The following is a 23,116-nucleotide window of genomic DNA, read 5'->3' as shown; positions in this document are numbered from 1 at the left end:
CGCGTCCCGGCCAGCGTGAGTAGACACTGTCTACTCACGCTGATAGACAGAGCCCCATGGACCAGGAGAGACCCCTTCGGGAACGTCTGATCGACGTCGGTGCGGACCTCGTCAGGAGCGAGGGCACCGGTGCGCTCGGGCTGCGGGAGATCGCCCGCCGCGCGGGCGTCTCGCACGGGGCACCCCGCCGGTACTTCCCCACCCACCAGTCCCTGCTGTCGGCCATCGCCCGGCGCGGCTTCGCCGACCTCGGCGACCGGTTCGCCGCCGTGGCGGCCGGGGCGAGGGAGTCGTCCCCGCGGGAGCGGGTGCGGGCGATCGGATGCGCCTACGTCGGCTACGCGCTGGAGCACCCCGGCATGTTCGAGCTGATGTTCCGGCACGACCTGCTGGACAGCACGGGTCAGGACCCCTCGGACGAACCGCGGCTGCGGGAATCGACCCTCCCGCTGTTCGCCCTCCTGGTCTCCCTCGTCGGCCGGTGCGGGGCGGCCGAGCCCTCCGTCACCGCCGCCGCGCTGTGGGCCAACCTGCACGGCGTGGCCCGGCTGTGGGGCTGGGGCAGCCTGCCGCTGGTCCTCGGCGAGGACCGGGCCGTCGGGGTCGAACGGCTGGTGGACGCCGCCGTCGACGCGCACCTCGGGGGCGCTCCCGCATGAGGCAGCGGATCTCCCTGCTCGTGAGCGTGGCCGGCGCCATGCTCGTCGCCCTCGACGGCACCGTACTGACGCTGGCGCAGCCGAGCCTGAGCCACGACCTCGGGGCGAGCGTCACTCAGGTCCAGTGGACCAGTACCGCCTACATGCTGGCGGTGGCCGCGTTCCTGGTCCTCGCCGGGCGGCTCGGCGACCGGTACGGGCACGCCCGGCTGCTCCTCGTCGGCGTGCTCGGCTTCGCCGCGGCCTCGGCGGGCATCGTGTTCGCACCCGGCGTGGGCTGGGTGATCGGACTGCGCGCCGTGCAGGGCGTGTTCGGCGCGCTGCTCCAGCCGGCGACCCTGGCGCTGCTGCGGCTCGCCTATCCGCCGGACCGGCTGGCCACGCCGGTGGCCGTGCGGACCAGCGCGATCGGGCTGGCCGCGGCGGCCGGTCCGCTGCTGGGCGGCCTGCTGGTGGCCCAGTGGGACTGGCGGGCCGTGTTCGTGGTCAATGTGCCCGTCGCCCTGGTGATCGCCGCGCTGACACTCGCCGTACGGGCGCCCGCGCCGCCGCGTACGGAGGCGGGCCGGCTGGAGCTCGGCGGCGCGGCCCTGCTCGCGACGGCCCTCGCGGTGTTCGTGCACGCGCTGGTCGGCGTACCGCAGTACGGGTGGGCCGGTAGGCCGACGCTGCTCGGGTTCGCGGGCGCCGCCGTGCTCGCGGCCCTGTTCCTGCGGCGTGAGCGGCGTTCCGCGACGCCGCTCGTGCCGCCCGCCGTGGCCCGGGCCAGGGCGGTGACGGCGTCGATGGCCCTGCTGCTGGTGGTCTCCGCCGGCCTGTTCGGGGCACTCTTCACGGCGACGTTCCGGCTCCAGGACGTCCAGGGGCTGGACGCGCTGGACACCGGCCTGCGGGTGCTGCCGCTGACCGCGGTGATGGTCGCGGGGGCTCCGGTGGCGGGGGTGGCGCTGCGCCGGTTCGGGCCGCGCCGGACAGCGCTGACCGGTACGGCGCTGGTCGTGGCCGGGATCGCCGGACTGGGCTCGGCGTCCGGGCCGGCTTTCGCGGTGCTCGGCGCCGGATTCACCACCGTGATGGTCACCGCCACCGGGGCTGTGGTCGGCGAGGCACCGGCCGGGTACGCCGGGGTCGTGGGAGGGCTCAAGCAGACGGCCATGAACGTCGGTCCGGCCCTGGGCATCGCGGTCGCGGCGAGCGCCGGGGTGCACGGCCCGTCGCTGGTGGCCCTGGCCGTGCTGGCCTCCGTCGGACTGGCCGCGGCGTCACTGCTGCCCGGCGGCGCGCGCCCGGCAGCTGCGGGCGACCTCGTCGGCGAAGGCCAGGGCCGGCGGGGCGAGGGCGGCCCAGCGGCGGACGGCCCAGCCGACGGCGAGCGGCGGCAGGGCGGGGATGGGCACGAGGCGCAGCGGGCCGTCGGTACCGGGGACCTGCCAGCCGGGCAGCGCGGGCACGACGGCGTGCCCCAGGCCTAGTTCGGCGAGCAGCAGGGCGGTGTCCCAGTCGGCCACGCTGGTGTCGGAGCGTACGTGGATGCCGGACTCGGCGAGGGCGGCGTCGAGGTGGGCCCGGGAGGCGGAGTTCTCCGGGAGCCGGATGTGGCGGATGTCGGCGAGGTCGGCGGGGGTGAGGCCGGTACGGCCGGCGAGGGGGTCGTCGGCGCCGACCGCGAGCACCCAGGGCAGTTCCATGACCGGGCGCTGCTCGATGCCCCGTACGGGGGCGCCGATGGTGATCCAGGCGAGGTCGAGGTCGCCTGCGGCGAGGGCGTCGAAGCAGCTGCGGCTGGAGTTCTCGGTCTGGAACTCCAGGCTCACCCCGGGGTGGCCGCGGCGGAAGGAGACGACCGCCTCGGACATGAAGTGCCGGACGGTCGTCGCACCGGTGGTGACGCGCACGGTGCCGCCCCCGCCCCGTACGAGGTTCGCCACGCGGCGCAGGGCGCCGTCCAGGCCGGCGATGCCGTCGGCGGCGGCCGCCTGAACGATACGGCCGGCCTCGGTCGGCACGACGCCGCGGGCGTGGCGCTCCAGGAGGCTGGTGCCGGTCTGCTTCTCCAGGCGGCGGACGTGCTGGCTGACGGCGGACTGGGTGCAGCCGAGGTCGCGTGCGACGGCGCTGAGGCTGCCGGCGCGGCAGACGGCCACGAACACGCGGAGATCGTCGAGGGTCATGAGACCCAAGATATTCCTTGGGTGTGGAGAGCAAACCGGAGGATTGACTTGGGTTTTGCGGTAAATCAAGATCGATGCAGGGCCCGGGCGGCAACCCGTCCCCGCCTTCGCCACGGGGTCCGGACCCCCGGCGAAAGGCGCGGACGGGTGCCGACCCACCGCCCCGGCCCAGGGGGTCCGGGTCAGGCATCAGCGAGCGTCGGCGCTCCGGGCCGGGGGGACGCTCGTCGGGGGTGACGTCGACGCGCCGGCGGGCGTAGGCGCCATAGGGTCCGGAGAACGGACACAGCTACCTGGCATGCACCCGGCAAGACAACGCCCCAGCGGCCCTCTTTGAAGGAGCCTGCTCGAACTGGCCACCGCACAAGCAGCTTTGACCATCCATCAGGCGTATACCGAGGCACGCGAAAGCCGACGGAATCGCCGTACACGGCGGTCGTCGATGCACGGGAAACGAGTGCGTCCGGAGGGGACGAGAAAGGCAAGGAGGAAAACCCACTCCTTGCCACTCTCAACTTATAGCGCACCAGGGGGCTTGCGGCAAGGCCCTCATGCTGGGGCAAAATCGCGGACCGAAGCCAGAAGCTGCAGAAATGGGAGATTCACGAAGTGCATGCGTTTTTGCCGGTTCATGCATCGCGCGGTGACGTCGAGCCCGTCGCGGACGCTCCGCGGGCCCGCAGCGCGTTCGACCTTCCCGACCACCTCTCCCCCAAGGCCGACCCGGCCCTGACCGACGGCGACGAGCGGCACTTCACGGCCATCTCGGAGAGCCTCGAGCAGTCGATCGCCGAACTCGCCGACCGCCTCGACGCCACCCGCCGGGCGCCCGGCGGCATCGGCCGGGAGGCGATGGACCGGGACGCCGAGATCCACCGCCTGACCGCCCGCCTGCGCACCCTGCGCCGCTTCGGTCTGGACCTGTGCCTGGGCCGCATCGTCCCCGCCGACGGCGGCGAGCCCGTGTACGTGGGACGTCTCGGCCTCACCGACAGCACGGGCCGCAGGCTGCTGCTCGACTGGCGCTCCCCAGCGGCCGAGCCGTTCTTCGCCGCGACCCACGCCGACCCGATGGGCGTGGCGAGCCGGCGCAGGTACCGCTGGACCCGGGGCAGGATCAGCGACTACTGGGACGAGGTCTTCAGCGCCGACGCCCTCGAAGGGCACGCCGCACTCGACGACCAGTCCGCGTTCATCGCCGGCCTCGGCGGCAACCGCTCCGCCCGCATGCGCGACGTCCTCTCCACCATCCAGGCCGACCAGGACGCCGTCATCCGGGCGGGGTCCCGCGGCGCCCTCGTCGTCGACGGCGGCCCCGGTACCGGCAAGACCGTCGTCGCGCTGCACCGCGCGGCCCACCTGCTCTACTCCGACCCCCGTCTCGGCCACCGCCGCGGCGGCGTCCTGTTCGTCGGCCCGCACCAGCCCTACCTGGCGTACGTCGCCGACGTACTGCCCAGCCTCGGCGAGGAGGGCGTCCGGACCTGCACCCTGCGCGACCTGGTGGCGGAGGGCGCCGGAGCGGCGGAGGAGCCCGACCCGGAGGTGGCCCGGCTGAAGTCGTCCGCGGACCTGGTGAAAGCGGTCGACGCGGCCGTCCGCATCTACGAGGAGCCGCCCACCCGGGGGATGACGGTCTCCAGCCACTGGTCCGACCTCTGGCTGAGCGCCGACGACTGGGCGGCCGCGTTCCGGGCGGTGGAACCGGGGACCCCGCACAACGAGGCCCGCGACCAGATCCGGGAGGAACTGCTCGCCATCCTCATGGACCGGCACGAGGACGGCGGCGAGGGCCACGACGTCCCGCCCGAGCTGCTGCGGCGGTCGCTTTTGCAGGACCGGGAGCTGATCCGGACCCTCGACCGGGCGTGGCCGATGCTGGAGGCCACCGATCTGGTCGGTGACCTGTGGTCGGTCCCCGCCTACCTGCGCAAGTGCGCGCCCTGGCTGGGCCCCGAGGACGTGGCCAGGCTGCAGCGGGCCGACGCCCAGGCCTGGACGGTGTCCGACCTGCCGCTCCTGGACGCGGCCCGGCAGCGGCTCGGCGACGCGGCGGCCTCGGTGCGGGCCCGTCGGCACGACGCCGCCGTCGCCGCAGAGCGCGCCCGCCGGGCCGATGCCGTCGACAGCCTGCTGCAGAACGTCGTCATCGACGAGAGCGAGGGTGCCGTGGGGATGCTGCGCGGCCGGGACCTCCAGGACAGCCTGATCGACGAGAGCGGCCTGCCCGGCACCGAACCGGATCTCCTGGCCGGCCCGTTCGCCCACGTCATCGTGGACGAGGCGCAGGAACTGACCGACGCCGAATGGCAGATGCTGCTGACCCGCTGCCCGTCGCGGAGCTTCACGATCGTCGGCGACCGGGCCCAGGCCCGGCACGGCTTCACGGAGTCCTGGCGGGAACGGCTCGAACGCGTCGGCCTGGACCGGATCACGGTGGCTTCGCTCAGCATCAACTACCGTACGCCGGATGAGGTCATGGCGGCGGCCGAGCCGGCCATCCGTGCGGCGCTCCCCGACGCCAACGTGCCGGTGTCCATCCGCAGCAGCGGCATCCCCGTCGCGCACGGGTCCGTCGCCGACCTGCGGTCGGTCCTGGACGCGTGGCTCGCCGAGCATGACGCGGGGACCGCATGCGTCATCGGCGATCCCGGCTTCCGGCCGGCGTCCCGCGTCCGATCGCTGACGCCGACGCTGTCGAAGGGGCTCGAATTCGACCTGGTGGTTCTCGTCGACCCGGACCGCTTCGGGGAGGGTATCGAGGGGGCGGTCGACCGCTACGTCGCGATGACCCGCGCGACCCGGCAGCTCGTCGTCCTCACGAGCCCCTGACAGCCGCCGGCCCCGGCCCCGGCCCGACCCCGGCCCCGACCTCGTAACGGTGGCGGGAGCGGGGCCGGACCGGCTCCCGGGTCAGGGCTCCGCGCGTGCGGGGATGCCGAAGCGGGCCCTCGCGAGCTCCATGCCGTCCCTGTGCAGTCCGGCGTCCACCCAGGTGAAGGAGACCTCGCACCGCTTCCGGTCCGTCCGGCGCACGGTGAGCGTGATGGGTTCGCCGCCCTTCAGCCGGACCGGACCGGACGCCGCCTCCTTCTCCGACAGGTCGACCGGCTTGGCGACGTCGCTCCGCACGATCTGCGACATCGGCGGGCGGCTGCCGATGCGCAGTGTCGCCTCGACGGCCGCGCCGTCGCACCCGGTCGCGCTCATCAGGCCGTGCCACGTCGTGAAGGCGGGGCCGGCCGGTTCGGACACGTGGAGCACCGTCTGCCGGGACTGGTCCTGCGGCAGTTGCCACCCCCAGGTCCTGCCGCTGAGACAGGCGGCCTCGCACATCTCGTTCTCGAGTGCGGGACGGTCGCCGGAGCGGAACTGGAGCAGTTCCATGGGCCCTTGTGTGGCCTGGATGTAGCCGGTGGTGCCCAGCCAGGCCAGCGCCACGACGGCCTGAGCGGCACTGGGCAGGACCGGGAGGAGGATCCTGCGCGCGGATGCCACGGCCTTCTCGCTGTAGGCCGACCGGTCCGACGGCTCGCCCCGGCCGGCGAGTTGCTCCTGCACCCTGTGGTGGCGGAACTCGTGGACCGCGCCCGTCTGGCGCAGCACGCCGCGCTCATGGGCGTCCTCGAGGAACGTCCAGAACCGCCATGGAAGGCGGCCGGTCAGGAAGAGCCACGTACGCGACAGCTGGTACGAGCCCCAGGCCGACCCCAGGAGGGTGGCGGCACCGGCGGTCCCGCCGACGAGCGCGCCGAAGCCGGCCACGGCCCCCGGTTCCGCACCCAGCTCGTGGCTCAGCCATCCGCCCACGGCGGCGCCCGTCACCAGGGCCGCGGCCAGGGCCGACAGCAGTCCGATGACCGCGTACTGGCGGAGCACGGCCCTCGGAGCGCGCAGGACGTCCTGCGTCACGTACACCTGGGCCAGTCCCCGGCGGACGACGAGGTGCACACCGCCACCGACCATGCCCGTGACCACGGCGGAGGACACGCCCTGGCCGACGCCGAACAGCTGGAAGACGAACCAGCCGTAGGTACAGCCGAAGGCGGCCGCCACGACCACAGCGGTGACCGGTGAATGAATCTGCCACCAGGCGAAGTCGAAGGTCTTGTCGCGCCGCATCTGGCGGGCGACGGTCGTCAGGTACCGCCTGGCCCGGTGCGCGCCCGAGCGACGGGCGCAAGCACCGGACGACTCCGCGTACACCGCCGGGAGGTACTGCTCCAGCAGGTGGGACTCGACCTCCTCGCGCGTGGCGAACCGCTCCCCCAGCAGCTCCCCGGGGTCGGTCGGGCCCGCCTGGTACGCCGTGCGGGCCAGGTAGAGCAGGAGGGGCGAGGACAGGGCGTCGGCGAGCGCCGAGTCGGGGCGGTCGCGCAGCGCGTGGAACACCCCGTCCCACCGGTGGTCGCCGGCCACCTTCGACTCTTCGAGGTAGGCGATCGCGTCCGGCGGCTCCACGGGGGCGAGTTCGACGACCGCGGCCCGGGTGAGGTAGTGGCCGCTCTCCCGCACCGTCCGTTCGTACGCGTCGCCCCGGCAGGTGACGAGCAGGGGCAGGCCCTCGGCGACCGCCTCGTCGATCGCCCGCACCGCGCGGGCGTGCAGTGCCGGTGGCAGTTCGTCGAGGCCGTCGAGCACGGGCATCACCCGGTTCTCGTCGATCAGCGCGGCCACGGTGCCGGCGCCGCGCCGCTGTCCTTCGCCGACTCCGAGTTCCCGGATCCGGCGGGCCATCCACTCCCGCAGCCCGAGCGCAGGCCTCCAGGACGACAGCGACAGCAGTACGGGCACCGGGTCCTCGGGCCGCCGGGTCCGCGCGAGGTCCCTGGCCAGCAGCAGTGCGAGGACGCTCTTCCCGGCACCCGGCCCGCCGAGCACGACCAGCTGGCGGCGGGGCAGGCTCCGCAGGAACTCCGGTACCTCGTCGACCACGCCGGTGAGCGCCATGCCCTCCACACCCAGCGCGCCGTCGGGCGACCGCACCGGCCGGCCGGTCGGCGACCAGCGGACCGGGATCCGGCCCGGGTGCTCCAGCCTGAGGCGGGCGATCTCGTCCCGCAGGCGGGACGTGACGATCCGGTGGAGTTCCCGCGCGGCGCGGTCCACCTCGGAGGTGACGTCGCCGCCGGTGATGTGGATCTGGGTCTGCACGACGCTGTCGGCGGTCACCCCCTTGATCTGCTGGCTCCATCTCCCGCGCACGCGCTCCCCCCGTGGTAGAAGTGATCGGACGATGAGCCCCGCAATACTACGTAGATCAGGGGGAGTTGCGTATGACGACGGCGGGCGCGCGGATGCTGGCCGCGGGCGGGACGGTCGCGGTGGCGGCTGCCGTGAATGTGGCGACGGGCATGCTGACGCAAAGGTGGACGCTGGCCTGGTGGCTGTGCACGGCCGTGCTGGTGGTGCTCGGCGGCGCTCTCCAGGCGTGGCTGACGGTGTCGGACCGCCCGCCCGCGCGCCGGCAGGAGATCGAGGACGTCGACGTCGGCTCGGGCTCGGTCGCCCAGCGCATGTCGGGACCGGGCGAACAGAGCGTCCGGCGCGCCAGGATCGAGGGCGGCCTGTCGCAGGAGCAGAACGGCTGACCGGTGGTCCCATCGCTTTCGGGTCCGGCCGGATACGGCGTGGGCGCATCGCCGTGTGTGCGTCCTCGTCGTTGGTGCTCGCAGGTGCCGTCGGCGCCGGCGCCGGCTCAGCCGGCGTCGGCGTGACCGTGTTCTCGTGGCGGGGTGACCGCGAGGACGGGGGGCGCGGGGGTGGTCCAGCGGTGGCCGCAGGGCTCGAAGGCCAGCAGCACGGGCTGTCCCGGGCGCTGGCGCCAGGAGATGCGTTCCGGCACCCCGGCGCACAGCGGGCAGCAGGGCAACGGGCCGGGCTCCGGCGGGCACGCGGGGGCGGCCGCGAGCGGCGTGACGTGCGGATCGCGCATGGAGGCTCCCTGATCGTGCGGTTGGACTGATCGCACTGTGCCATGGCCGGGGCCTCGTCCGCACGGGCGAATCATCCAGTGTTCCGGCTGGTCAGAGGTGCGGTCACCAGGAGGATTCCGGTCCTCTTGCGGGCACTTTGTGATCAACCGCTCCCGCAACCGGCTTCCACCAGGCCCGATTCGTAGGCCGCGATCACCGCCTGGGCGCGGTCCCGGACGCCCAGCTTGCCGAAGATGCCGGTGATGTGGTTCTTGACCGTGGAGACGCTGATGTCCAGTTCCGCGGCGATCTCCGCGTTGTCGAGGCCGGTGGCCAGCAGCTGCCAGATCTCCCGCTCGCGCGGGGTCATGCCGGACGGGACCGCGGCGGCGGCCGGGCGGACCGGCGCGGGGGTCCGTATGTAGGCGGAGAGCAGCCGGGTGAGCAGCCGGGGTGCGACGGCCGCCTCGCCGGCGTGGACGATGCGGACCGCGGCGCCCAGTTCCTCCGGGGAGACGTCCTTCGGGAGGAAGCCGTACGCCCCGGCGCGCAGGGCGGCGACCACGTACTCGTCCATGTCGAAGGTGCTGAGCGCGAGGACGCGGACGTCGGGCAGGGTGCGGGCCAGCTCCTCGGTGGCCCGGACGCCGTCGAGGACGGGCATCCGGATGTCCATGACGACCACGTCGGGACGCAGTTCGCGGGCGAGGGCGACGGCGCGGGCGCCGTCCTCGGCCTCGCCCACCACCTCGAACTCCGGGTCCGGGCCGAGGATCAGGGCGAGTCCCCGCCGGACCAGCGGCTGGTCGTCGGCTATGAGCACACGGATCATCGGTGTAGTTCCCCTCCCTCGCCGCCCCGCCCGGCCGGGACCGGGAGGCGGGCCGCCACCCGGAATCCGCCGCCGTCGCGTGCGGCCGCCTCCAGGGTGCCGCCCTGGAGGGCCACGCGTTCGTGCATTCCGATCAGACCGTACCCGGTGGCCGCGGCGGGCCGGGCGGCGGTCGGCGCGGCTCCGGCGCCGTCGTCGCACACCTCCACGGCGACCTCGTCGGCGCGGTAGGTCAGCCGGACGTCGGCCCGCGCCTGACCGGCGTGCTTGCGGGTGTTGGTGAGTGCCTCCTGCACGATGCGGAAGAGCGTGAGTCCGACGCTGGGCGGCAGCGGGCGGACGGGGCCGTCGACGGTGAACACCGTCTCCGTGCCGGCCAGGCGCGACTCGGTGATGATCCGCTCCAGGTCGGCGGCGCCCGGCTGGGGTGCCGGAGGGGTTTCGTCCGGCTCCTCCCCCGCCCGGAGCACGTCGAGGAGTTGGCGCATCTCCCGCAGGGCGATGCGCCCGGAGTCCTCCAGCGTGACGAGAGCCTCGCGGGCCGCCTCGGTGTCGTGCGCGAGGTTGGCCCGGGCGCCGCCCGCCATCAGCTGCATGGCCGTGATGTGGTGGGCGACGATGTCGTGCAGCTCCCGGGCGATGCGGCGGCGTTCCTCGGCGACCGCACGCTCGGCCTGGAGGGCCTGGTTCGCCGCTACCTCGCGCTGCCAGCGGTTGATGACCACGGCCGCGCCGGTGACGAGGGTCGTCGCGGCCGCGTTGGCGACGACGAACCAGCCGGCGGGCAGCAGCGTGCCGCCCTGGCCCAGCGAGACCAGCGGCACGGTCAGGACGACGGCCGCCGCGGCGACGGCGGGCCGGCGGAACCGGACCACCGAGTAGAGGGCGACGGCGGGCGCGAGCGGGAAGTGCGGTGTGGTGTCCGGGATCGCCACGTTGGGTACGACGCCCAGGAGCAGCACCGCCGCGAGCACGGCGACCGGGTGGTTGCGGCGGGCGAGGAGGCACACGGCGGCCGCCACCACCGCGCATGCGGCGCCGAGGGCGAGGGTCGTCCCCTCGGCCGGGGGGCTGAGCGAGAAGCCCAGCAGGTCCACCGCCGCGACCGCGATCGCGACCAGTGCGTCGTTGCGTGTCCAGCGCAGCCTGTCGGCGCCGTTGCTCATCCTTGCCGGTCCTCCCCGCCGGCGGGCCTTCCCCGCCGGTGCGGGAGTCGGTTCGTGCCGGTTCCTCTCGATCCATTCTGGCAGCCCGGCCGACCGGTGGCGCCGTCCCGTGGGCCGGTGCCGGACCAGGACCTCGGTCCTGGTCGGGGGCGCGGGCCGGACCCTGCTCCCGGGGTGGGTTTCCTCCCGTACGGCGACGATCGCGCGGCCCCCGCCTGATGGTCTGGAAGCCGGCCGGGAACCCCCGGTCGCCCACCCCGACCTGAGGAGTCACGTGATCCGCGCCCTGACCGGGTTCTCGACGAGGAATCCGTGGAAGGTGATAGCCCTCTGGGCGCTGCTCGGCATCGCCCTGACGATCGCCGGCCAGGCGCTCGTCTTCCGCGCCACCCAGAGCAGCACCGGTGATTTCCTGCCCCCGTCCTACGACTCGGCGGCGGCCCTGAAGGTCGCCGAGGAGCGGTTCGGGGTGAAGCCGGACGCCAACACGCTGACCGTGCTGGTGGCCAGGTCGGACGGCGCGCAGCTGAGCGCCGCCGACGAACGGCGCATCGACGAGGAGGCCGCGAGGCTCGGCCGCCACCGGGTGGCCATGCCGAAGCCGGAGGACGAGCTGCCGTTCACCCAGGACCACTCGCAGACCCCGAAGGTCGCCCCGGCGATGACGGCTCCCGACCGCAGCTTCCGGCTGCTGTCCGTGGAGCTCACGGGCAACCCCCAGGACCCCGGGCTGCAGGACACCTACCGGGCCTTCCGCGAGGACGCGCGGGCCGGGTTCGCCGAGGCGGGGTTCCGGTCCGGATACACCGGCGGGCTCGCCACGACCGTCGACGGCATCGACGCCGAGGAGACCCGGGCCCAGGTGGTGGGCATCGTGATGCTGGGCGTCATCGTGCTGCTGCACGTGCTGGTGTTCCGCAGCGTGCTCGCCGCGCTGCTGCCGCTGATCGTCGTGTCCGTCATCGGCGGCGCCGCGACCGGGACCGTGGTCGGTGTCGCGATGCTGACCGGTATCACCCTCGACCCGTCGACCCCGCAGCTGATCAATGTCGTGCTGGTGGGCATCGGCATCGACTACTTCCTCTTCCTGCTGTTCCGTTTCCGCGAGCAGCTGCGGCGGCGGCCCGAGCAGGCCGGGCGGGACGCGGCGGGCGAGGTCTCCGGCCGCGTCGGTACGGCCGTCACCTCGGCGGCCCTGACCATCGTCGCGGCGTTCGCCACCCTCGGGGTGGCCTCCTTCGGGCAGTTCCGGGTGCTCGGTCCGGCCATCGCGGTGTCGGTGCTGGTGATGCTGTTCGGCAGTCTCACCTTCATGCCGGCCCTGCTCGCCGTCACGGGGCGCAGGATGTTCTGGCCCTCGCGGGCCCACCGGCGCGAGCCGCGCGGCGGGTCCGCCGCCCGTCTCGGCACCTGGCTGGTGGGGCGTCCCCGCACAGCGGCCCTCGCCTCCGTGGTGCTGCTGGGCGCGCTCGCCGCGGGCACGGCCGGCATACGGATGGACTACGGGTCCGGCGGCGCGGACGGTGAGCGGACGGCCGCCTCCGCCACCGCGGCGGAGATCGCCCGGGCGATGCCGGCCGGCGTGTCGGACCCGATCAGCGTCTACGTCAGCGCCTCGGACGGTGCCCCGCTCACCACCGGCCGCGTGGACGCCCTGTCGGGAACGCTCGCCCGGGTGGAGGGGGTCGGGCAGGTCGCCCCGACGGTGTTGAGCGAGGACCGCATGGCGGCGCGCATCGACCTGTTCCCGAACGCCGATCCGCACGGCCAGGAGGCCCGCGACCTGGCGTCCGGGGCGGTCCGCGACACGGTGTCGGCCCACAAACCGGCCGGCACGGAGGCTCATGTCGGCGGTACCGCGGCGGTGTTCGCCGACGTCTCGAAGGCGGTGGGCGAGGACCTGCGGCTGGTGTTCCCGGTCGCGGCGGTCCTGATCGCGCTCATCCTCTTCCTGCTGCTGCGCAGCCTGCTCGCGCCGCTGATCCTGATGCTGGCGGTGGGGTTGGGGTTCGCCGCCACGCTGGGAGCGGCGGCGCTGGTCTTCCAGCACGGGCTGGACCAGCCGGGTGTGGCCTTCACGCTGCCGCTGGTGCTGTTCCTGTTCGTGGTCGCGCTGGGCACCGACTACAACATCCTGGTGACCGACCGGATCCGGGAGGAGATGGAGCAGCCCGGTCCGGCCCGTGACGCGGTGGCCCGGGCGGTGCGGCACACCGCACCGGCCGTGGCGACGGCCGGGCTGGTGCTGGCCGCCTCGTTCGGCAGCCTCGCGGTCAATCCGGTCGCGGCCACGCAGCAGATCGGCTTCTCGACGGGTCTGGGCATCCTGCTCTCCGCCTTCGTCCTGTCGATCGTCCTGGTACCGGCGTGCGCCGTGCTGCTGGGCCGGTCCCTGTGGTGGCCGCTGCGGCCGCGTCCGGCGGCCACCGGCGGTGGGGCGGGGTCCGGCGCGGGGTCCGAGGCACCGGAGCGCGTGCTGGTCCGCTGAGGTCGGGGCCCGTAACGCCGCGGGCGCCGGGCGCGCAGGTCCCCGTACGGGGTCCGCGTGCACCGGCGCCCGCGGCGCTCCGCGGTGGTGGACGGCGTGTCAGGACAGCTCGGCGACCTCGGGGTGCTCCTGCAGCCAGGCGCGGACCGCCTGCTGCTCCTTGCCCTTGCCGGTCTGCTGGATCCGCGCCTCCAGGCCCGTGAGCTGTTCCTCGGTGAGCTTGAAGTCGCGCAGCCAGGCGGCCACCTCGGGCTCGTCGGCGGCGAAGCCCTTGCGGGCCAGGGTGTGGATGCCGTCGCCCTTGCCCCAGACGCCGCGGGGGTCCTCCAGCTTGGTCAGCTCGTAGGAGGAGTACGCCCAGTGCGGCGACCACAGGACGGTGACCACCGGCTCCTTCTTGTCGTAGGCGCGCCCCAGTTCGGCGAGCATGCCGGGGGTGGAGCCGTCGACGACCTGGTACTCGCCCTCCAGTCCGTACTCCTTCATGACCTTGTCCTTCAGGAGGGCCATGGCGCCGGCGCTGGGCTCGATGCCGATGATGCGGCCCTTGAACTGCCCGGCCCTGCCCTTGAGGTCGGCGAGCGAGCGGACGTCCTTCATGTACGAGGGCACGGCGAGCTCGATGGAGGTCGGGCCGTACCAGGAGCCGAGGTCCTCCAGCTTGTTGCCGTACTTCTCCCAGTACTGGGCGTGGGTGACGGGCAGCCAGGCGTCGGTCTGGAAGTCGAGGCCGCCGCCGGCCAGGCCGGTGTAGAGCGCGCCGGCCTCCAGCTGGCGGGTGTCGACCTTGAAGCCGCGCCGTTCCAGGAGTTCCTTCCACAGATAGGTGGAGGCGATGCCCTCGTCCCAGGGGATGTAGCCGATGGAGACGGTGCGGCCCTTGCCGATGTTCTCGGCGCCCTCCGGTCCGTCCTGGCCGCCGGAGCCGCCGAAGGCGCTCAGGCCGCCCGCGACCAGGGCCAGGACGACGGCGCCGGTGACGGCGTAGGCCGGCTGGGGGCGGTGGTTCCACACGCGGGCGGCGCCGGTGACGGCCGACCGGGCCCTGGCGAGGGTGCGCCGGCCCAGCGGGGAGACCTGGCGGCCGAGGGCTGCGGTCATCCGGTCGAGGTACATGGCGAGGATGACGATGGACAGGCCCGCCTCGAAGCCGAGGCCGATGTCGACGTTGCCGATGGCGCGGTAGACGGCGCCGCCGAGTCCGCCGCCGCCGACCATGCCGGCGATGACGACCATGGACAGGCCGAGCATGATGACCTGGTTGACGCCCGCCATCAGGGTGGGCAGGGCCAGCGGCAGCTGGACGCGTACGAGGGTGTCGCGCGGGGTGGTGCCGAAGGCCTCGGCGGCCTCGACGAGTTCGGCGTCGACCTGGCGGATGCCGAGCTCGGTCATCCGTACGCCCGGCGGCAGGGAGAAGACGATCGTCGCGATGATGCCGGGCACCACGCCGACCCCGAAGAAGATGATGCCGGGGATGAGGTAGACCATGGCCGGCATGGTCTGCATGAAGTCGAGGACCGGCCGCAGGACGGCACTGGCCCGGGCGGACCGGGCCGCCCATATGCCGAGCGGGATCGCGAACACCAGGGTGACGAGGGTGGCGACCAGGACCAGCGACAGGGTGGACATGGCGTCGGACCAGAGCCCGACGGAGTCGACGAGTCCGAAACCGGCGAAGGCGAGCAGGCCCGCGAGCAGGCCGCGCAGCCACCAGGCGGCGACGGCGAGGATGCCCGCGAACAGCAGCGGGGCGGGCGCGCAGAGCACGGCGACGAGGCCGTCGTAGAGCCCGGTCACGAGTGCGCTGATGGCGTCGAACAGCCAGGACAGCCGGCTCTGGAGGAAGTCGACTCCGCTGTCGGCCCAGGCGCCGAGGGGGATGCGGGGCATCAGGCGGCCACCTCCGCGCAGCGCACCGGGGCCCGCTGCTCGTCGCCGATGAAGGCGACGAGGCGGTCCTGGGGCACGGAGCCGACGACGGCGCCGTCGGTGCCGGTGACGGTGACCGGGTGCGGGACGCGGGCACTGACGGCGCACAGGTCGGCGAGCGGGGTGTCGGCGGTGACGGTGGGGCAGCCGCAGGAGTCCACACCGGGGCGGTGCGGGCGGGTCGTCGTCATCACGGCGTCGGCGGTCAGCACGCGGGAGCGGTCCACGTCCTGGACGAAGGAGGCGACGTAGTCGTCGGCAGGCCGGGTGAGGATGTCCTCGGCGGTGCCCTGCTGGACGACGCGGCCGTCGCGCATGACGGCGATGCCGTCGCCGAGGCGCATGGCCTCGTTGAGGTCGTGGGTGATGAAGACGATGGTCTTCTTCAGGGTGCGCTGCAGTTCGAGGAGCTGGTCCTGCATGTCGCGGCGGATCAGCGGGTCCAGCGCGCTGAACGACTCGTCCATCAGCAGGAGGTCGGCGTCCGTGGCCAGGGCCCGGGCGAGGCCCACTCTCTGCTGCATACCGCCGGAGAGCTCGTCGGGCCAGGCCATCTCCCAGCCTTCGAGCCCGCACAGGGCCAGCGCCTCCGCGGCCCGGCGCTCACGGTCGGCGCGGGGGACGCCCTGCACCTCCAGCCCGTAGCCGGCGTTCTCCAGGACGTTGCGGTGCGGGAAGAGAGCGAAGTGCTGGAAGACCATGGAGATCTTCGTGGACCGCACGCGGCGCAGCTCGCGCCCGCTCAGCTCGGTGAGGTCCTGGCCGTCGAAGAGGATGCGTCCCGCGGTGGGCTCGAGCAGGCCGTTCAGCATGCGCAGCAGGGTGGACTTGCCGGATCCCGACAGCCCCATCACGACGAAGATCTGGCCGGGCTCGACCTCGAAGGAGACATCGATGACCGCGGCCGTGGCTCCGTCGGCGCGCAGCTCGGCACGGTCCCCGCCGCCTTCGAGTGCGCGCACGGCGTCGTCGGGCCGGTTGCCGAACACCTTGTAGACGTGCTCGGCCTGGAGCGTGGACACATTCACCTCGCGGTTCGTACCGGGTACGGCGCGCGCGGGCCGGGCCGGCGCGGCCGTGGAGCGGGACGGGATCCGCCCGTGTGCGCCTCGCCTCCGGCACGGTGCACGGAGGGCGGGGTTCCGCTCCAGCTGCGCCGCTGCCCGGCGTTCGCTCCGGCAAACGCGCGAGTGATCCACCTCACGTGCGGGCCCGGTGGTGCGGGGCCGGGCCGCGGACCCGTGCGGGGTGTGGCGGGCACCCCGGCACGGGGGTACGGCCGGTCGCCGGTCGCTAGCCGATGTGGAACGCGGCGGTGGCGGGGTGACGGCGGTCCCGGTGGAACGTCAGGTGGTCCCAGGTGGGGAAGGCCAGGTCGGTGACGGCCAGCAGGACACCGGAGGGGGCGTGCACGGTGCGGCGTACGGTCAGACCGCAGGCGGGGGCGGAGGCGGGCGGGTGGGTGGTGCGGGTCATGGTGATGGTCTCGGCGACCCGGCCGCCCGCCGCGGCCTGCTCCAGCCAGTCCTGGAGGGGGGTGAGGTCCTGCTCCTGGGCCCGCCCCGCGCGGCTGCGGCAGGCGGCGAGTTCGGGGCTCCGGGCGACGGCGTCCGGGTTGAAGTAGGTGACGGCGTGCCGGAGGGTCTCCCCGGTGCGCCCCCGCTCGCGGTGGTGATGGACGAGGGTGAGGTCCCCGCCGGACATGCCGAGCGGCACGGCGAGCGAGGGCGGGACGGTGACCACGGTGACCCAGCTCCGGGTGAGGGCGGGCGCCGGGGCCGCCGGCCGGAAGGCGACCGGATCGGCCGCGGTGGGGACCACCTCGGCCGTGACGGCGGGGCGGGAGCCGCGGCGCCCGGTCACGACCAGGCCGTCCTCGCGCAGGTGCTGGAGGGCGGCCCTGATGGTCTGCCGGTTGACCTGGTAGCGGGCGGCCAGGCTGCGTTCGGAGGGCAGTCTCCCGCCGGGGGTGTGCGCGGCGCGGTCGAGATCGCGGCGCAGCGCTGCGGCGATCCGCTGGTACTTGGGCATGGCGGCCGGGCCGCCGCCCCGCGAAGGGGAGGGCATGGCTTCTCCTCTGACGGGTGGTCAAGGACTGCGCGGTCTGCCCGACCAACCTAGCATTGGTCTATACCTCTGGGTGAGAGGGGATCGGGCAGCCCGCCCACCTTGGCCGGTTCCCAACCCCGGGTATCGACGGGACGGTCCCGCCTACCCGCGCAGTGGGTTCGGCAGCGGACGGTAGCGGGCGTCCGCGCCGTCGGCCCGGGTCCAGCGCAGCAGCAGGTTGGTCTTCGCGGGCAGCGCGGGGGCGGCCAGGAGTGCGGCGATCTCGGGGAGCCCGCGCCGGGCCTCGTAGCGCAGCAGTTCCTCCCGTACGGCCGGCCACAGGTGCGGCGAGATGTCCGGATACCGATCGGCCAGCGCGCCCGCGATCTCGGACAGGTTGTTGACCACCAGGCAGTACACCAGGCGCTCCCAGGCGTCCGCGCGCGACACGTCCGGCAGGAGCTTGACGCCCTCCGCGTCCCGGAAGAGCGCCTGCACGGGCATGCCCGCCGCGTCGACCGCGACCAGGGTGTTCTGGAGGTGGGCCTCCAGCACGACGCCGTGCCGGCCGAAGAGTTCGAGTACCGGCGGCACGACCTGGCGCAGGTACGCCCGCCACCAGGCGAGGGGATCGGCGGCGCCGGCCGGCGGGCTCCCGGGAGCGCCCTCGGCGAGCGCGGCGGCGAGCAGCGGGGTGGCCCCGGGCAGGGTGTGGGCGTGCAGTCCGTCCCGGACCAGGACCGCGAGTTCCTCGAACGCGAAGGCGGCGGTGCGGTAGCCGCGGTCGGCGAGCCAGGCCGCGTCCGAGCCGGTCGCGCGCAGTGCGGCGAAGCCGGCCTCGACGGCCGCGTCGGCGCGGCGCAGCGCGAGCAGGTCGTGCCGCCACAGCCGGCGCACGTCGTTGGTGATCCGCACGTCGAGGCTGAACTTCACGAAGAGGTCCGCCGCGGGAGCCGTACCGGGAGCGGGAGCGGTACCGAGACCGGGAGCGGGAGCGGGAGCGGTACCGGGAGCCGCACCGGCACCGGGACCGGGAACGTGGACGGTCCGGATGGACGCGGTGGGCCAGACCGGCCGCCTGCTCTCGCCGAGCCGCAGCAGCCGCCCGTCGGCGAACGCCTCGCGCACCGCGGGCCGGTCCGCCACCAGGTCCAGCTGCCAGGGGTGGGCGGGCAGCAGCCGGTAGCCGGCGGGCGGGCGCGGCCCGTCGAGGAGATCGGCGAGCGAGTCGATCGCCTCGGCGACCGCCCGCCCGCCCTCCTCGACGCACCGGTCCTCGCGCAGCCCCAGGAAGACCAGCGGAAAGCGGGCGTGCGCCTCGGGCGCGTACGGCAGCCAGCTGCCGGCCGGCGCCCCGCCGCGGGCCTTGGGGGCGGGGTGGTGCGGGTGGCCCGTCACCAGGGACTGCTCGGAGAGCATGTACGGGTCCGCCGGGGGCTCGGCGGCGGCGCGGGCCGCGAGCAGCGCGACGAGCGCGTCGCGGCTGTCGGTGATCTCGACGGGGAGTTCGTCGTTGGTGACACCGGTGAACCGGCCGAGCTCGTCGGAGACGAGTTTGACCAGTTCGGCGTGGCTGAGGGGGTGCCAGCCGTTCGCGGTCCGCAGTTCGGGGGATGCGGGCCGGCGTCCGCCGCGCACCCGGAGCAGCCGCCCGCTGCCCCGCAGCCGGTGGACGGCCGGGCCCGCGGGGCCGTCCGGCGGCGCCGGCTCGGCCGCCTCCCGGAGCAGGCAGTTCAGGAGCGGGGCTGCGGCGTACGCGTCTGCGGCGGCGTTGAGGTCCACTGGTTCCATTCGGTCCATCCGGTGGGCAGGAGGTCCACGGAGCGGAACCACCGGCCATGATCGTCGGTATCCGCAATGATTACTTGATCATCACGTGAAGCGACATTCGAAGCGAAACTCGAAGCGACATTCCGAAGGCGGAGCCCAGCATGCACCTTCCCCCCTCCGCGGCCGAAGAAGCCGTCGCAGCCGGACTGGCCGCCGTACGGCCCGCCCTCGCCACCCCGTACGCCGCCGCGCTGAACGGATCCCGGGCGGCCGTGCTCACCCGGCTCTGGCGGGCCCTGGCCTTCGAGCCCCTCCCGTGGGTCGTGGGCCGGGAGGCGACGCCGGACGGTCTGGCGCTGCTGCTGGCGGGCGGCGGGCGGCTGGAGGGCCCGCCCGCGGACCCGTACGCGACGCGGCCGTACGTGGACGAACTGCTGCTCGACGGCAGGGCCCATCGCCGGGCCGGGCAGCTCGTCAGGGCCCTCGGGGTCCCGCACGGGGAGGGCTTCGCCGTCGAGCTGGACGCCAGTACGGCCTCTCTCGCCCTCTCCCGCGCCGGACAGCCGCCCGCAGCCGAGGACCACCCGGCGCAGGTGCCCTGGGAGTGGGAGCAGCGGGTGGTCGACGGCCATCCGTACCACCCCGGCTGCCGCTCCCGGCCCGGTTTCTCGGTCGCCGAGGAACTGGCGTACGCGCCCGAGCACCGGCCCGTGGTGGAGCTCGGCCTGGTCTCCGTACGCGCCGAGGAGTGCCTGGTCACCGGCGACTGGCCGGCGCGGCTGCGCGACGCCGGGCGGATCCTGGTCCCCGTGCACCCGTGGCAGGCCGCGCACGTCCTGGGGCACGAGCGGGTGCGGACCGGTTCCCCGGCGCATCCGCTGATGGCCCTGCGCACGCTGGCACCCGCCGACGGCGGCCCGCACGTGAAGACCGCGCTCAGCGCCCGGCTGACCTCCTCCGTCCGGGACATCTCGGTCTACTCCATCGAGACGGCGGCGGCCGTGTCCGCCTTCGCCCAGCATCTCGCCGAGCGGCTCGACGGGCGGCTGCACATCACCCGCACCCTGGGAGCCGTCACCGCGCACAGCCCTGACCTGGCGGCCGTGCTGCGCGAGCCGCCGGAGGTGTACGCGGACGCCGCCGCGGGCGAGCGGGTGCTGCCGGTGGCGGCGCTGGCCTCCTACCCGCCGGCCCGTTCGGCGGCCTGGCGGGCGCGGTTCGCCCGCCTCGTGCTGTCGGTGTGCCTGCGGGTACTGGAGCTCGGGGTGGCCCTGGAGGCCCACGGGCAGAATCTCCTGGTCGTCCTCTCCCCCGCCGGCGAGCCGCTGCGGCTGGTCTACCGCGACCTCGCCGACATCCGGATCAGCCCGGCCCGGCTGCGGGCGCACGGGCTGCCGGTGCCGGCGCTGTCGGGCAGGCTGGTCACGGACGACGTGACGGTCCTGCGCCGCAAGCTCTTCGGGTCCCTTCTGACGGGTGCGCTCGGCGCCACGGCGGGCTCGGCCGGAGCCTTCGCCGAGGCCCTCGCGGAGGTGACCGCCCTGCCGTCCACCGCCGACACCGAGGCCCTGCTGACGGGCCGACTGCCCACGAAGGCGCTCACCCTCATGCGGCTGAGCCCGGACGTCCCCGGCGACCAGTGGGCGGAACTGCCCAATCCGCTGGCCGGAGGATGATTCCGCTGGCAGGAGGATGATCCGGAGCGCCGGGCGGGCTACTGTTCAGGGGCATGACAGCTTCCTCGTACCTGGCTTCCGTCCGGGCGTGCTACGACGCCGTCGCCGTCGACTGCGCGCGGCTGCTGGGCACGGATCTGGCCGGGAAGCCGCTGGACCGGGCCATGCTGGGTGCCTTCGCCGAGTGCGTGCGCGGGGAGCGGGGCGGGCCCGGCCGGGCGGTCGCCGACCTGGGCTGCGGGCCGGGCCGGGTGACGGCGCATCTGGACGCTCTCGGCGTCCGGACCTTCGGGGTGGACCTGTCCCCGGCCATGGTGGCGGTGGCCCGCCGGGCGTATCCGGGGCTGCGGTTCGAGGTGGGGTCCATGGCCGCGCTGGACGTGGCCGACGGGGTGCTGGGCGGGGTCCTCGCCTGGTACTCGACCGGCCACACGCCGCCCTCGGAACTGCCGCGCGTGTTCGGGGAGTTCGCCCGCGTGCTGGCGCCGGGCGGGCACGTCCTGGTCGCCTTCGAGGCCGGGGACGAACGGGTCCGGCTGGACCATGCGTACGGGCACCCCGTCGACCTCGACGTGTACCGGACACCGCCCGACCGGATCGCCGCCCTGCTGGCCGGGGCCGGACTGGCCGAAGCGGCCCGCCTGGTCCGCGAGCCGACCCCGCACGAGGCCTCGCAGCAGGCCTTTCTGCTGGCCCGCAAGGGCTGACGGGCCTACGCGGCCGGGTCGGGGTGGGGCGGGCCGGGGCGGGCCACCACCTGGTCGGGCGGCTCGGGGCCCGGCCGGGCGGGCTCGGGGCCCGGCCGGGCGGGCTCGGGGCCCGGCCGGGCGGGCGGTCCTCAGGCCGGGTAGGTGAGCGAGCCCAGCGGCGGGCAGGGGGCGGGCACGGAGCCGGCGCCGGGTCGTTCGACGAAGGCCCTGGCCTCGGCGGCCCGGCGGCGCAGGAGATCCGCCTCGTCGGCGTACCGGGCGTCGTGCCGGGCACGGGGGAGGTCCCAGGTGTCGTCGATGAGACTCAGGCTGGTGTTGCCGGCGCTGCGCTGGAACTCCGCCTTCATGACCGCCTGCTGGAGCGCGGTCCTGGTCGCGGCGAGATCGATGCGGGTGATCAGCACGCCGGGGGTGTCGGGTTCACGGGTCGGCATGGGGGGCATGGGGAGCGGCGAGACCCCGGTGTCGAGGCGGCCGACGTTGTCGACGCTCGCGTTGCTGACGTCCCTGGCCAGGGCCTGCATCTCCGCGTGCAGCCAGAAGTACTCGTCGAGGTCGCCCTGGGTGATGCGTATCCGCCGGTACAGGGCCTGGAAGCGGGGATCGTGGTGCAGCGGACGTATGGGGTCGACGTGGAGCGCCACGCAGTCGTTGAAGCCGGCCGTCACCGCGGCGTCGAGGTGGAGGAGGGCCTGATCGGCCCGCCCGCCCGCGACGGCCATGCCGGCGAGGCTCGCGTGGCCCGCGGCGACGAGCCAGGTGCCGTCGGTGCCGAGCGCGCCGGCGCGCGCGATGAGGTCGTGGAGGCCCGCGGCGACGTCGACCCGCCGCGGGGCCCCGAGGAAGGAGAGCCCGAGGGAGGACAGGACGTCCTGCTCCGCCGGCACCGCGGGCCCCTGGGTCAGGTGGACCACGAGCAGTTCGTGCATACGGGCGACGAGCGAGTCGACGGTGTCGGCCATGGATCTCCTCGGACCTCGGTGGCAAGGGCGATCGGCTGCCGCTCGGCGTGCCTCGGCAGAGGTTCCGACCCTACCCACCGAACGGCTGCCGGACCTCACCGTTTTCGGGGTCGCCGCGCCCGCCGCCGGGCGGGTCGGCTCCGTAGACTGCCCTCCATGGCATGCCGCATCAGTGAGCTGGTCCTGGACTGTGCCGAGCCCGAACGGCTCGCCGCGTTCTGGAGCGAGGTCCTCGGCTACGTCGAACTCGGCCGCGAGGACGACGGCAGCATCGAGATCGGGCCGCCCGGCGCGGGCTTCGGCGGCCCGCAGCCCACACTCGTCCTGAGCCCCGGCGGCGCCCCGCGGACCGGCAAGCTGCGCCTGCACATCGACGTCAACGCCACCGACCGCGACCAGGACGCCGAGCTTGAACGACTGCTCGGTCTCGGCGCCCGGCCCGTCGACATCGGCCAGGACGGCACGGAGACCTGGCACGTCCTGTCCGACCCGGAGGGCAACGAGTTCTGTCTCCTCCGCCGCCGCCTCGCACCCCTGGCCCCGCCCGGGTGTGAGTAGTCGGCGTACAGAAAGTTCCGCTGAGGTTGATCTTGCTGGTGTCGTGCGCAGAGTTGTTGTCAGTAGGCAGTGACGACGTGGAGAGTCCCAGAAGGCTGTAGAGCACGTTGACTTGGAAGCGGCCGATGATGTCTCCGCGGATGACCACCTCGGCGGCGGCGAAGTCTTCGAGGGCGTGGTGCTGGTCAGCGTCGGTGGGGAGCCGCCGTCAAGGGTTCTCGCACAAGC

General features: G+C 74.1%; 17 protein-coding genes and 1 pseudogene. 8 read left to right on the top strand and 10 right to left on the bottom strand.

All coding sequences use genetic code 11. The features are described from left to right. Positions 1 to 56 precede the first annotated feature (56 nt). Together NRK68_RS32455 and NRK68_RS32450 are read left to right on the top strand one after the other, a co-directional pair. Positions 57 to 659, top strand: a complete 603-nt coding sequence (locus tag NRK68_RS32455) for a TetR/AcrR family transcriptional regulator (protein WP_257857547.1) — start codon at positions 57 to 59, stop codon at positions 657 to 659. Further along, positions 656 to 1,957 (top strand): annotated as a pseudogene (locus NRK68_RS32450) (MFS transporter); the annotation flags it as partial. The gene NRK68_RS32455 and the pseudogene NRK68_RS32450, both read left to right, overlap by 4 nt. Here the strand turns inward: NRK68_RS32450 and NRK68_RS32445 are convergent. After that, positions 1,922 to 2,830, bottom strand: coding sequence for a LysR family transcriptional regulator (locus NRK68_RS32445; protein ID WP_257857546.1), 909 nt, complete (start codon positions 2,828 to 2,830; stop codon positions 1,922 to 1,924). The pseudogene NRK68_RS32450 and the gene NRK68_RS32445 sit on opposite strands and share 36 nt — an antisense overlap. A gap of 621 nt (positions 2,831 to 3,451) precedes the next feature. Here NRK68_RS32445 and helR point away from each other — a divergent pair. After that, a complete protein-coding gene (gene helR / locus NRK68_RS32440; protein WP_257857545.1) occupies positions 3,452 to 5,662 on the top strand; it encodes an RNA polymerase recycling motor ATPase HelR in 2,211 nt (736 codons plus the stop codon). Positions 5,663 to 5,743: 81 nt separating this feature from the next. Here the strand turns inward: helR and NRK68_RS32435 are convergent, their stop codons facing one another. Beyond that, positions 5,744 to 8,035, bottom strand: coding sequence for an NACHT domain-containing protein (locus tag NRK68_RS32435; protein ID WP_257857544.1), 2,292 nt, complete (start codon positions 8,033 to 8,035; stop codon positions 5,744 to 5,746). A gap of 71 nt (positions 8,036 to 8,106) precedes the next feature. On the opposite strand from NRK68_RS32435, the gene NRK68_RS32430 reads away from it, so the two are divergent. Then, a complete protein-coding gene (locus tag NRK68_RS32430) occupies positions 8,107 to 8,421 on the top strand; it encodes a hypothetical protein (protein WP_183064730.1) in 315 nt (104 codons plus the stop codon). Between the two features lie 107 nt (positions 8,422 to 8,528). Here the strand turns inward: NRK68_RS32430 and NRK68_RS32425 are convergent, their stop codons facing one another. From NRK68_RS32425 to NRK68_RS32415, 3 genes are all read right to left on the bottom strand, one after another. Beyond that, entirely contained in the window at positions 8,529 to 8,765 is a 237-nt protein-coding gene (locus NRK68_RS32425; protein WP_183064729.1) for a hypothetical protein, read from the bottom strand. Positions 8,766 to 8,908: 143 nt separating this feature from the next. Then, a complete protein-coding gene (locus NRK68_RS32420) occupies positions 8,909 to 9,577 on the bottom strand; it encodes a response regulator (protein ID WP_183064728.1) in 669 nt (222 codons plus the stop codon). Then, positions 9,574 to 10,743, bottom strand: coding sequence for a sensor histidine kinase (locus tag NRK68_RS32415; RefSeq protein ID WP_257857543.1), 1,170 nt, complete (start codon positions 10,741 to 10,743; stop codon positions 9,574 to 9,576). The genes NRK68_RS32420 and NRK68_RS32415 overlap by 4 nt, the downstream gene beginning before the upstream one ends. Before the next feature lie 274 nt (positions 10,744 to 11,017). Here NRK68_RS32415 and NRK68_RS32410 point away from each other — a divergent pair, with 274 nt between their 5' ends. Then, entirely contained in the window at positions 11,018 to 13,231 is a 2,214-nt protein-coding gene (locus NRK68_RS32410) for an MMPL family transporter (protein WP_257857542.1), read from the top strand. Between the two features lie 99 nt (positions 13,232 to 13,330). On the opposite strand, the gene NRK68_RS32405 is transcribed toward NRK68_RS32410, so the two are convergent. The 4 genes from NRK68_RS32405 to NRK68_RS32390 all read right to left on the bottom strand — a co-directional run bounded on the left by NRK68_RS32405 (position 13,331) and on the right by NRK68_RS32390 (position 19,012). After that, positions 13,331 to 15,124 (bottom strand): ABC transporter permease/substrate binding protein, encoded by a 1,794-nt coding sequence (locus tag NRK68_RS32405; RefSeq protein ID WP_257857541.1) that lies wholly within the window; start codon positions 15,122 to 15,124, stop codon positions 13,331 to 13,333. Continuing rightward, complete coding sequence (locus tag NRK68_RS32400) at positions 15,124 to 16,185, bottom strand: quaternary amine ABC transporter ATP-binding protein (RefSeq protein WP_257857971.1); 1,062 nt, start codon at positions 16,183 to 16,185, stop codon at positions 15,124 to 15,126. Before NRK68_RS32400 ends, NRK68_RS32405 begins: the two co-directional genes overlap by 1 nt. 271 nt (positions 16,186 to 16,456) lie before the next feature. Then, the gene (locus NRK68_RS32395) at positions 16,457 to 17,230 is read right to left on the bottom strand and encodes a GntR family transcriptional regulator (RefSeq protein ID WP_183064725.1); all 774 of its coding nucleotides are present in this window, start codon (positions 17,228 to 17,230) and stop codon (positions 16,457 to 16,459) included. A gap of 144 nt (positions 17,231 to 17,374) precedes the next feature. Continuing rightward, on the bottom strand, positions 17,375 to 19,012 hold the full coding sequence (locus tag NRK68_RS32390) for an IucA/IucC family protein (protein ID WP_257857540.1): 1,638 nt from the start codon (positions 19,010 to 19,012) through the stop codon (positions 17,375 to 17,377). Between the two features lie 131 nt (positions 19,013 to 19,143). On the opposite strand from NRK68_RS32390, the gene NRK68_RS32385 reads away from it, so the two are divergent. Both NRK68_RS32385 and NRK68_RS32380 read left to right on the top strand, forming a co-directional pair. Beyond that, entirely contained in the window at positions 19,144 to 20,658 is a 1,515-nt protein-coding gene (locus tag NRK68_RS32385; protein ID WP_257857539.1) for an IucA/IucC family protein, read from the top strand. Positions 20,659 to 20,711: 53 nt separating this feature from the next. Further along, on the top strand, positions 20,712 to 21,365 hold the full coding sequence (locus NRK68_RS32380) for a class I SAM-dependent methyltransferase (protein WP_183064722.1): 654 nt from the start codon (positions 20,712 to 20,714) through the stop codon (positions 21,363 to 21,365). 131 nt (positions 21,366 to 21,496) lie between these two features. Here NRK68_RS32380 and NRK68_RS32375 read toward each other — a convergent pair whose 3' ends face one another. Continuing rightward, positions 21,497 to 22,330, bottom strand: a complete 834-nt coding sequence (locus tag NRK68_RS32375) for a hypothetical protein (RefSeq protein WP_257857538.1) — start codon at positions 22,328 to 22,330, stop codon at positions 21,497 to 21,499. Between the two features lie 156 nt (positions 22,331 to 22,486). Here NRK68_RS32375 and NRK68_RS32370 point away from each other — a divergent pair, with 156 nt between their 5' ends. Continuing rightward, positions 22,487 to 22,888, top strand: a complete 402-nt coding sequence (locus NRK68_RS32370) for a VOC family protein (RefSeq protein ID WP_257857537.1) — start codon at positions 22,487 to 22,489, stop codon at positions 22,886 to 22,888. The last annotated feature ends 228 nt before the right edge of the window (positions 22,889 to 23,116 follow it).

The sequence above is a fragment of the Streptomyces yangpuensis genome (genome assembly GCF_024666385.1).
GTDB lineage: Bacteria > Actinomycetota > Actinomycetes > Streptomycetales > Streptomycetaceae > Streptomyces > Streptomyces yangpuensis.
This window is presented reverse-complemented; position numbering and strand designations above follow the sequence as displayed.

Coding starts and splice junctions, on each gene's coding strand:
- NRK68_RS32445 (WP_257857546.1), bottom strand. CDS start 2,830: ATGACCCTCGACGATCTCCGCGTGTTCGTGGCCGTCTGCCGCGCCGGC.
- NRK68_RS32420 (WP_183064728.1), bottom strand. CDS start 9,577: ATGATCCGTGTGCTCATAGCCGACGACCAGCCGCTGGTCCGGCGGGGA.
- NRK68_RS32370 (WP_257857537.1), top strand. CDS start 22,487: ATGGCATGCCGCATCAGTGAGCTGGTCCTGGACTGTGCCGAGCCCGAA.
- NRK68_RS32425 (WP_183064729.1), bottom strand. CDS start 8,765: ATGCGCGATCCGCACGTCACGCCGCTCGCGGCCGCCCCCGCGTGCCCG.
- NRK68_RS32415 (WP_257857543.1), bottom strand. CDS start 10,743: ATGAGCAACGGCGCCGACAGGCTGCGCTGGACACGCAACGACGCACTG.
- NRK68_RS32390 (WP_257857540.1), bottom strand. CDS start 19,012: ATGGACCGAATGGAACCAGTGGACCTCAACGCCGCCGCAGACGCGTAC.
- NRK68_RS32385 (WP_257857539.1), top strand. CDS start 19,144: ATGCACCTTCCCCCCTCCGCGGCCGAAGAAGCCGTCGCAGCCGGACTG.
- NRK68_RS32395 (WP_183064725.1), bottom strand. CDS start 17,230: ATGCCCTCCCCTTCGCGGGGCGGCGGCCCGGCCGCCATGCCCAAGTAC.
- NRK68_RS32405 (WP_257857541.1), bottom strand. CDS start 15,124: ATGCCCCGCATCCCCCTCGGCGCCTGGGCCGACAGCGGAGTCGACTTC.
- NRK68_RS32375 (WP_257857538.1), bottom strand. CDS start 22,330: ATGGCCGACACCGTCGACTCGCTCGTCGCCCGTATGCACGAACTGCTC.
- NRK68_RS32380 (WP_183064722.1), top strand. CDS start 20,712: ATGACAGCTTCCTCGTACCTGGCTTCCGTCCGGGCGTGCTACGACGCC.
- NRK68_RS32430 (WP_183064730.1), top strand. CDS start 8,107: ATGACGACGGCGGGCGCGCGGATGCTGGCCGCGGGCGGGACGGTCGCG.
- NRK68_RS32455 (WP_257857547.1), top strand. CDS start 57: ATGGACCAGGAGAGACCCCTTCGGGAACGTCTGATCGACGTCGGTGCG.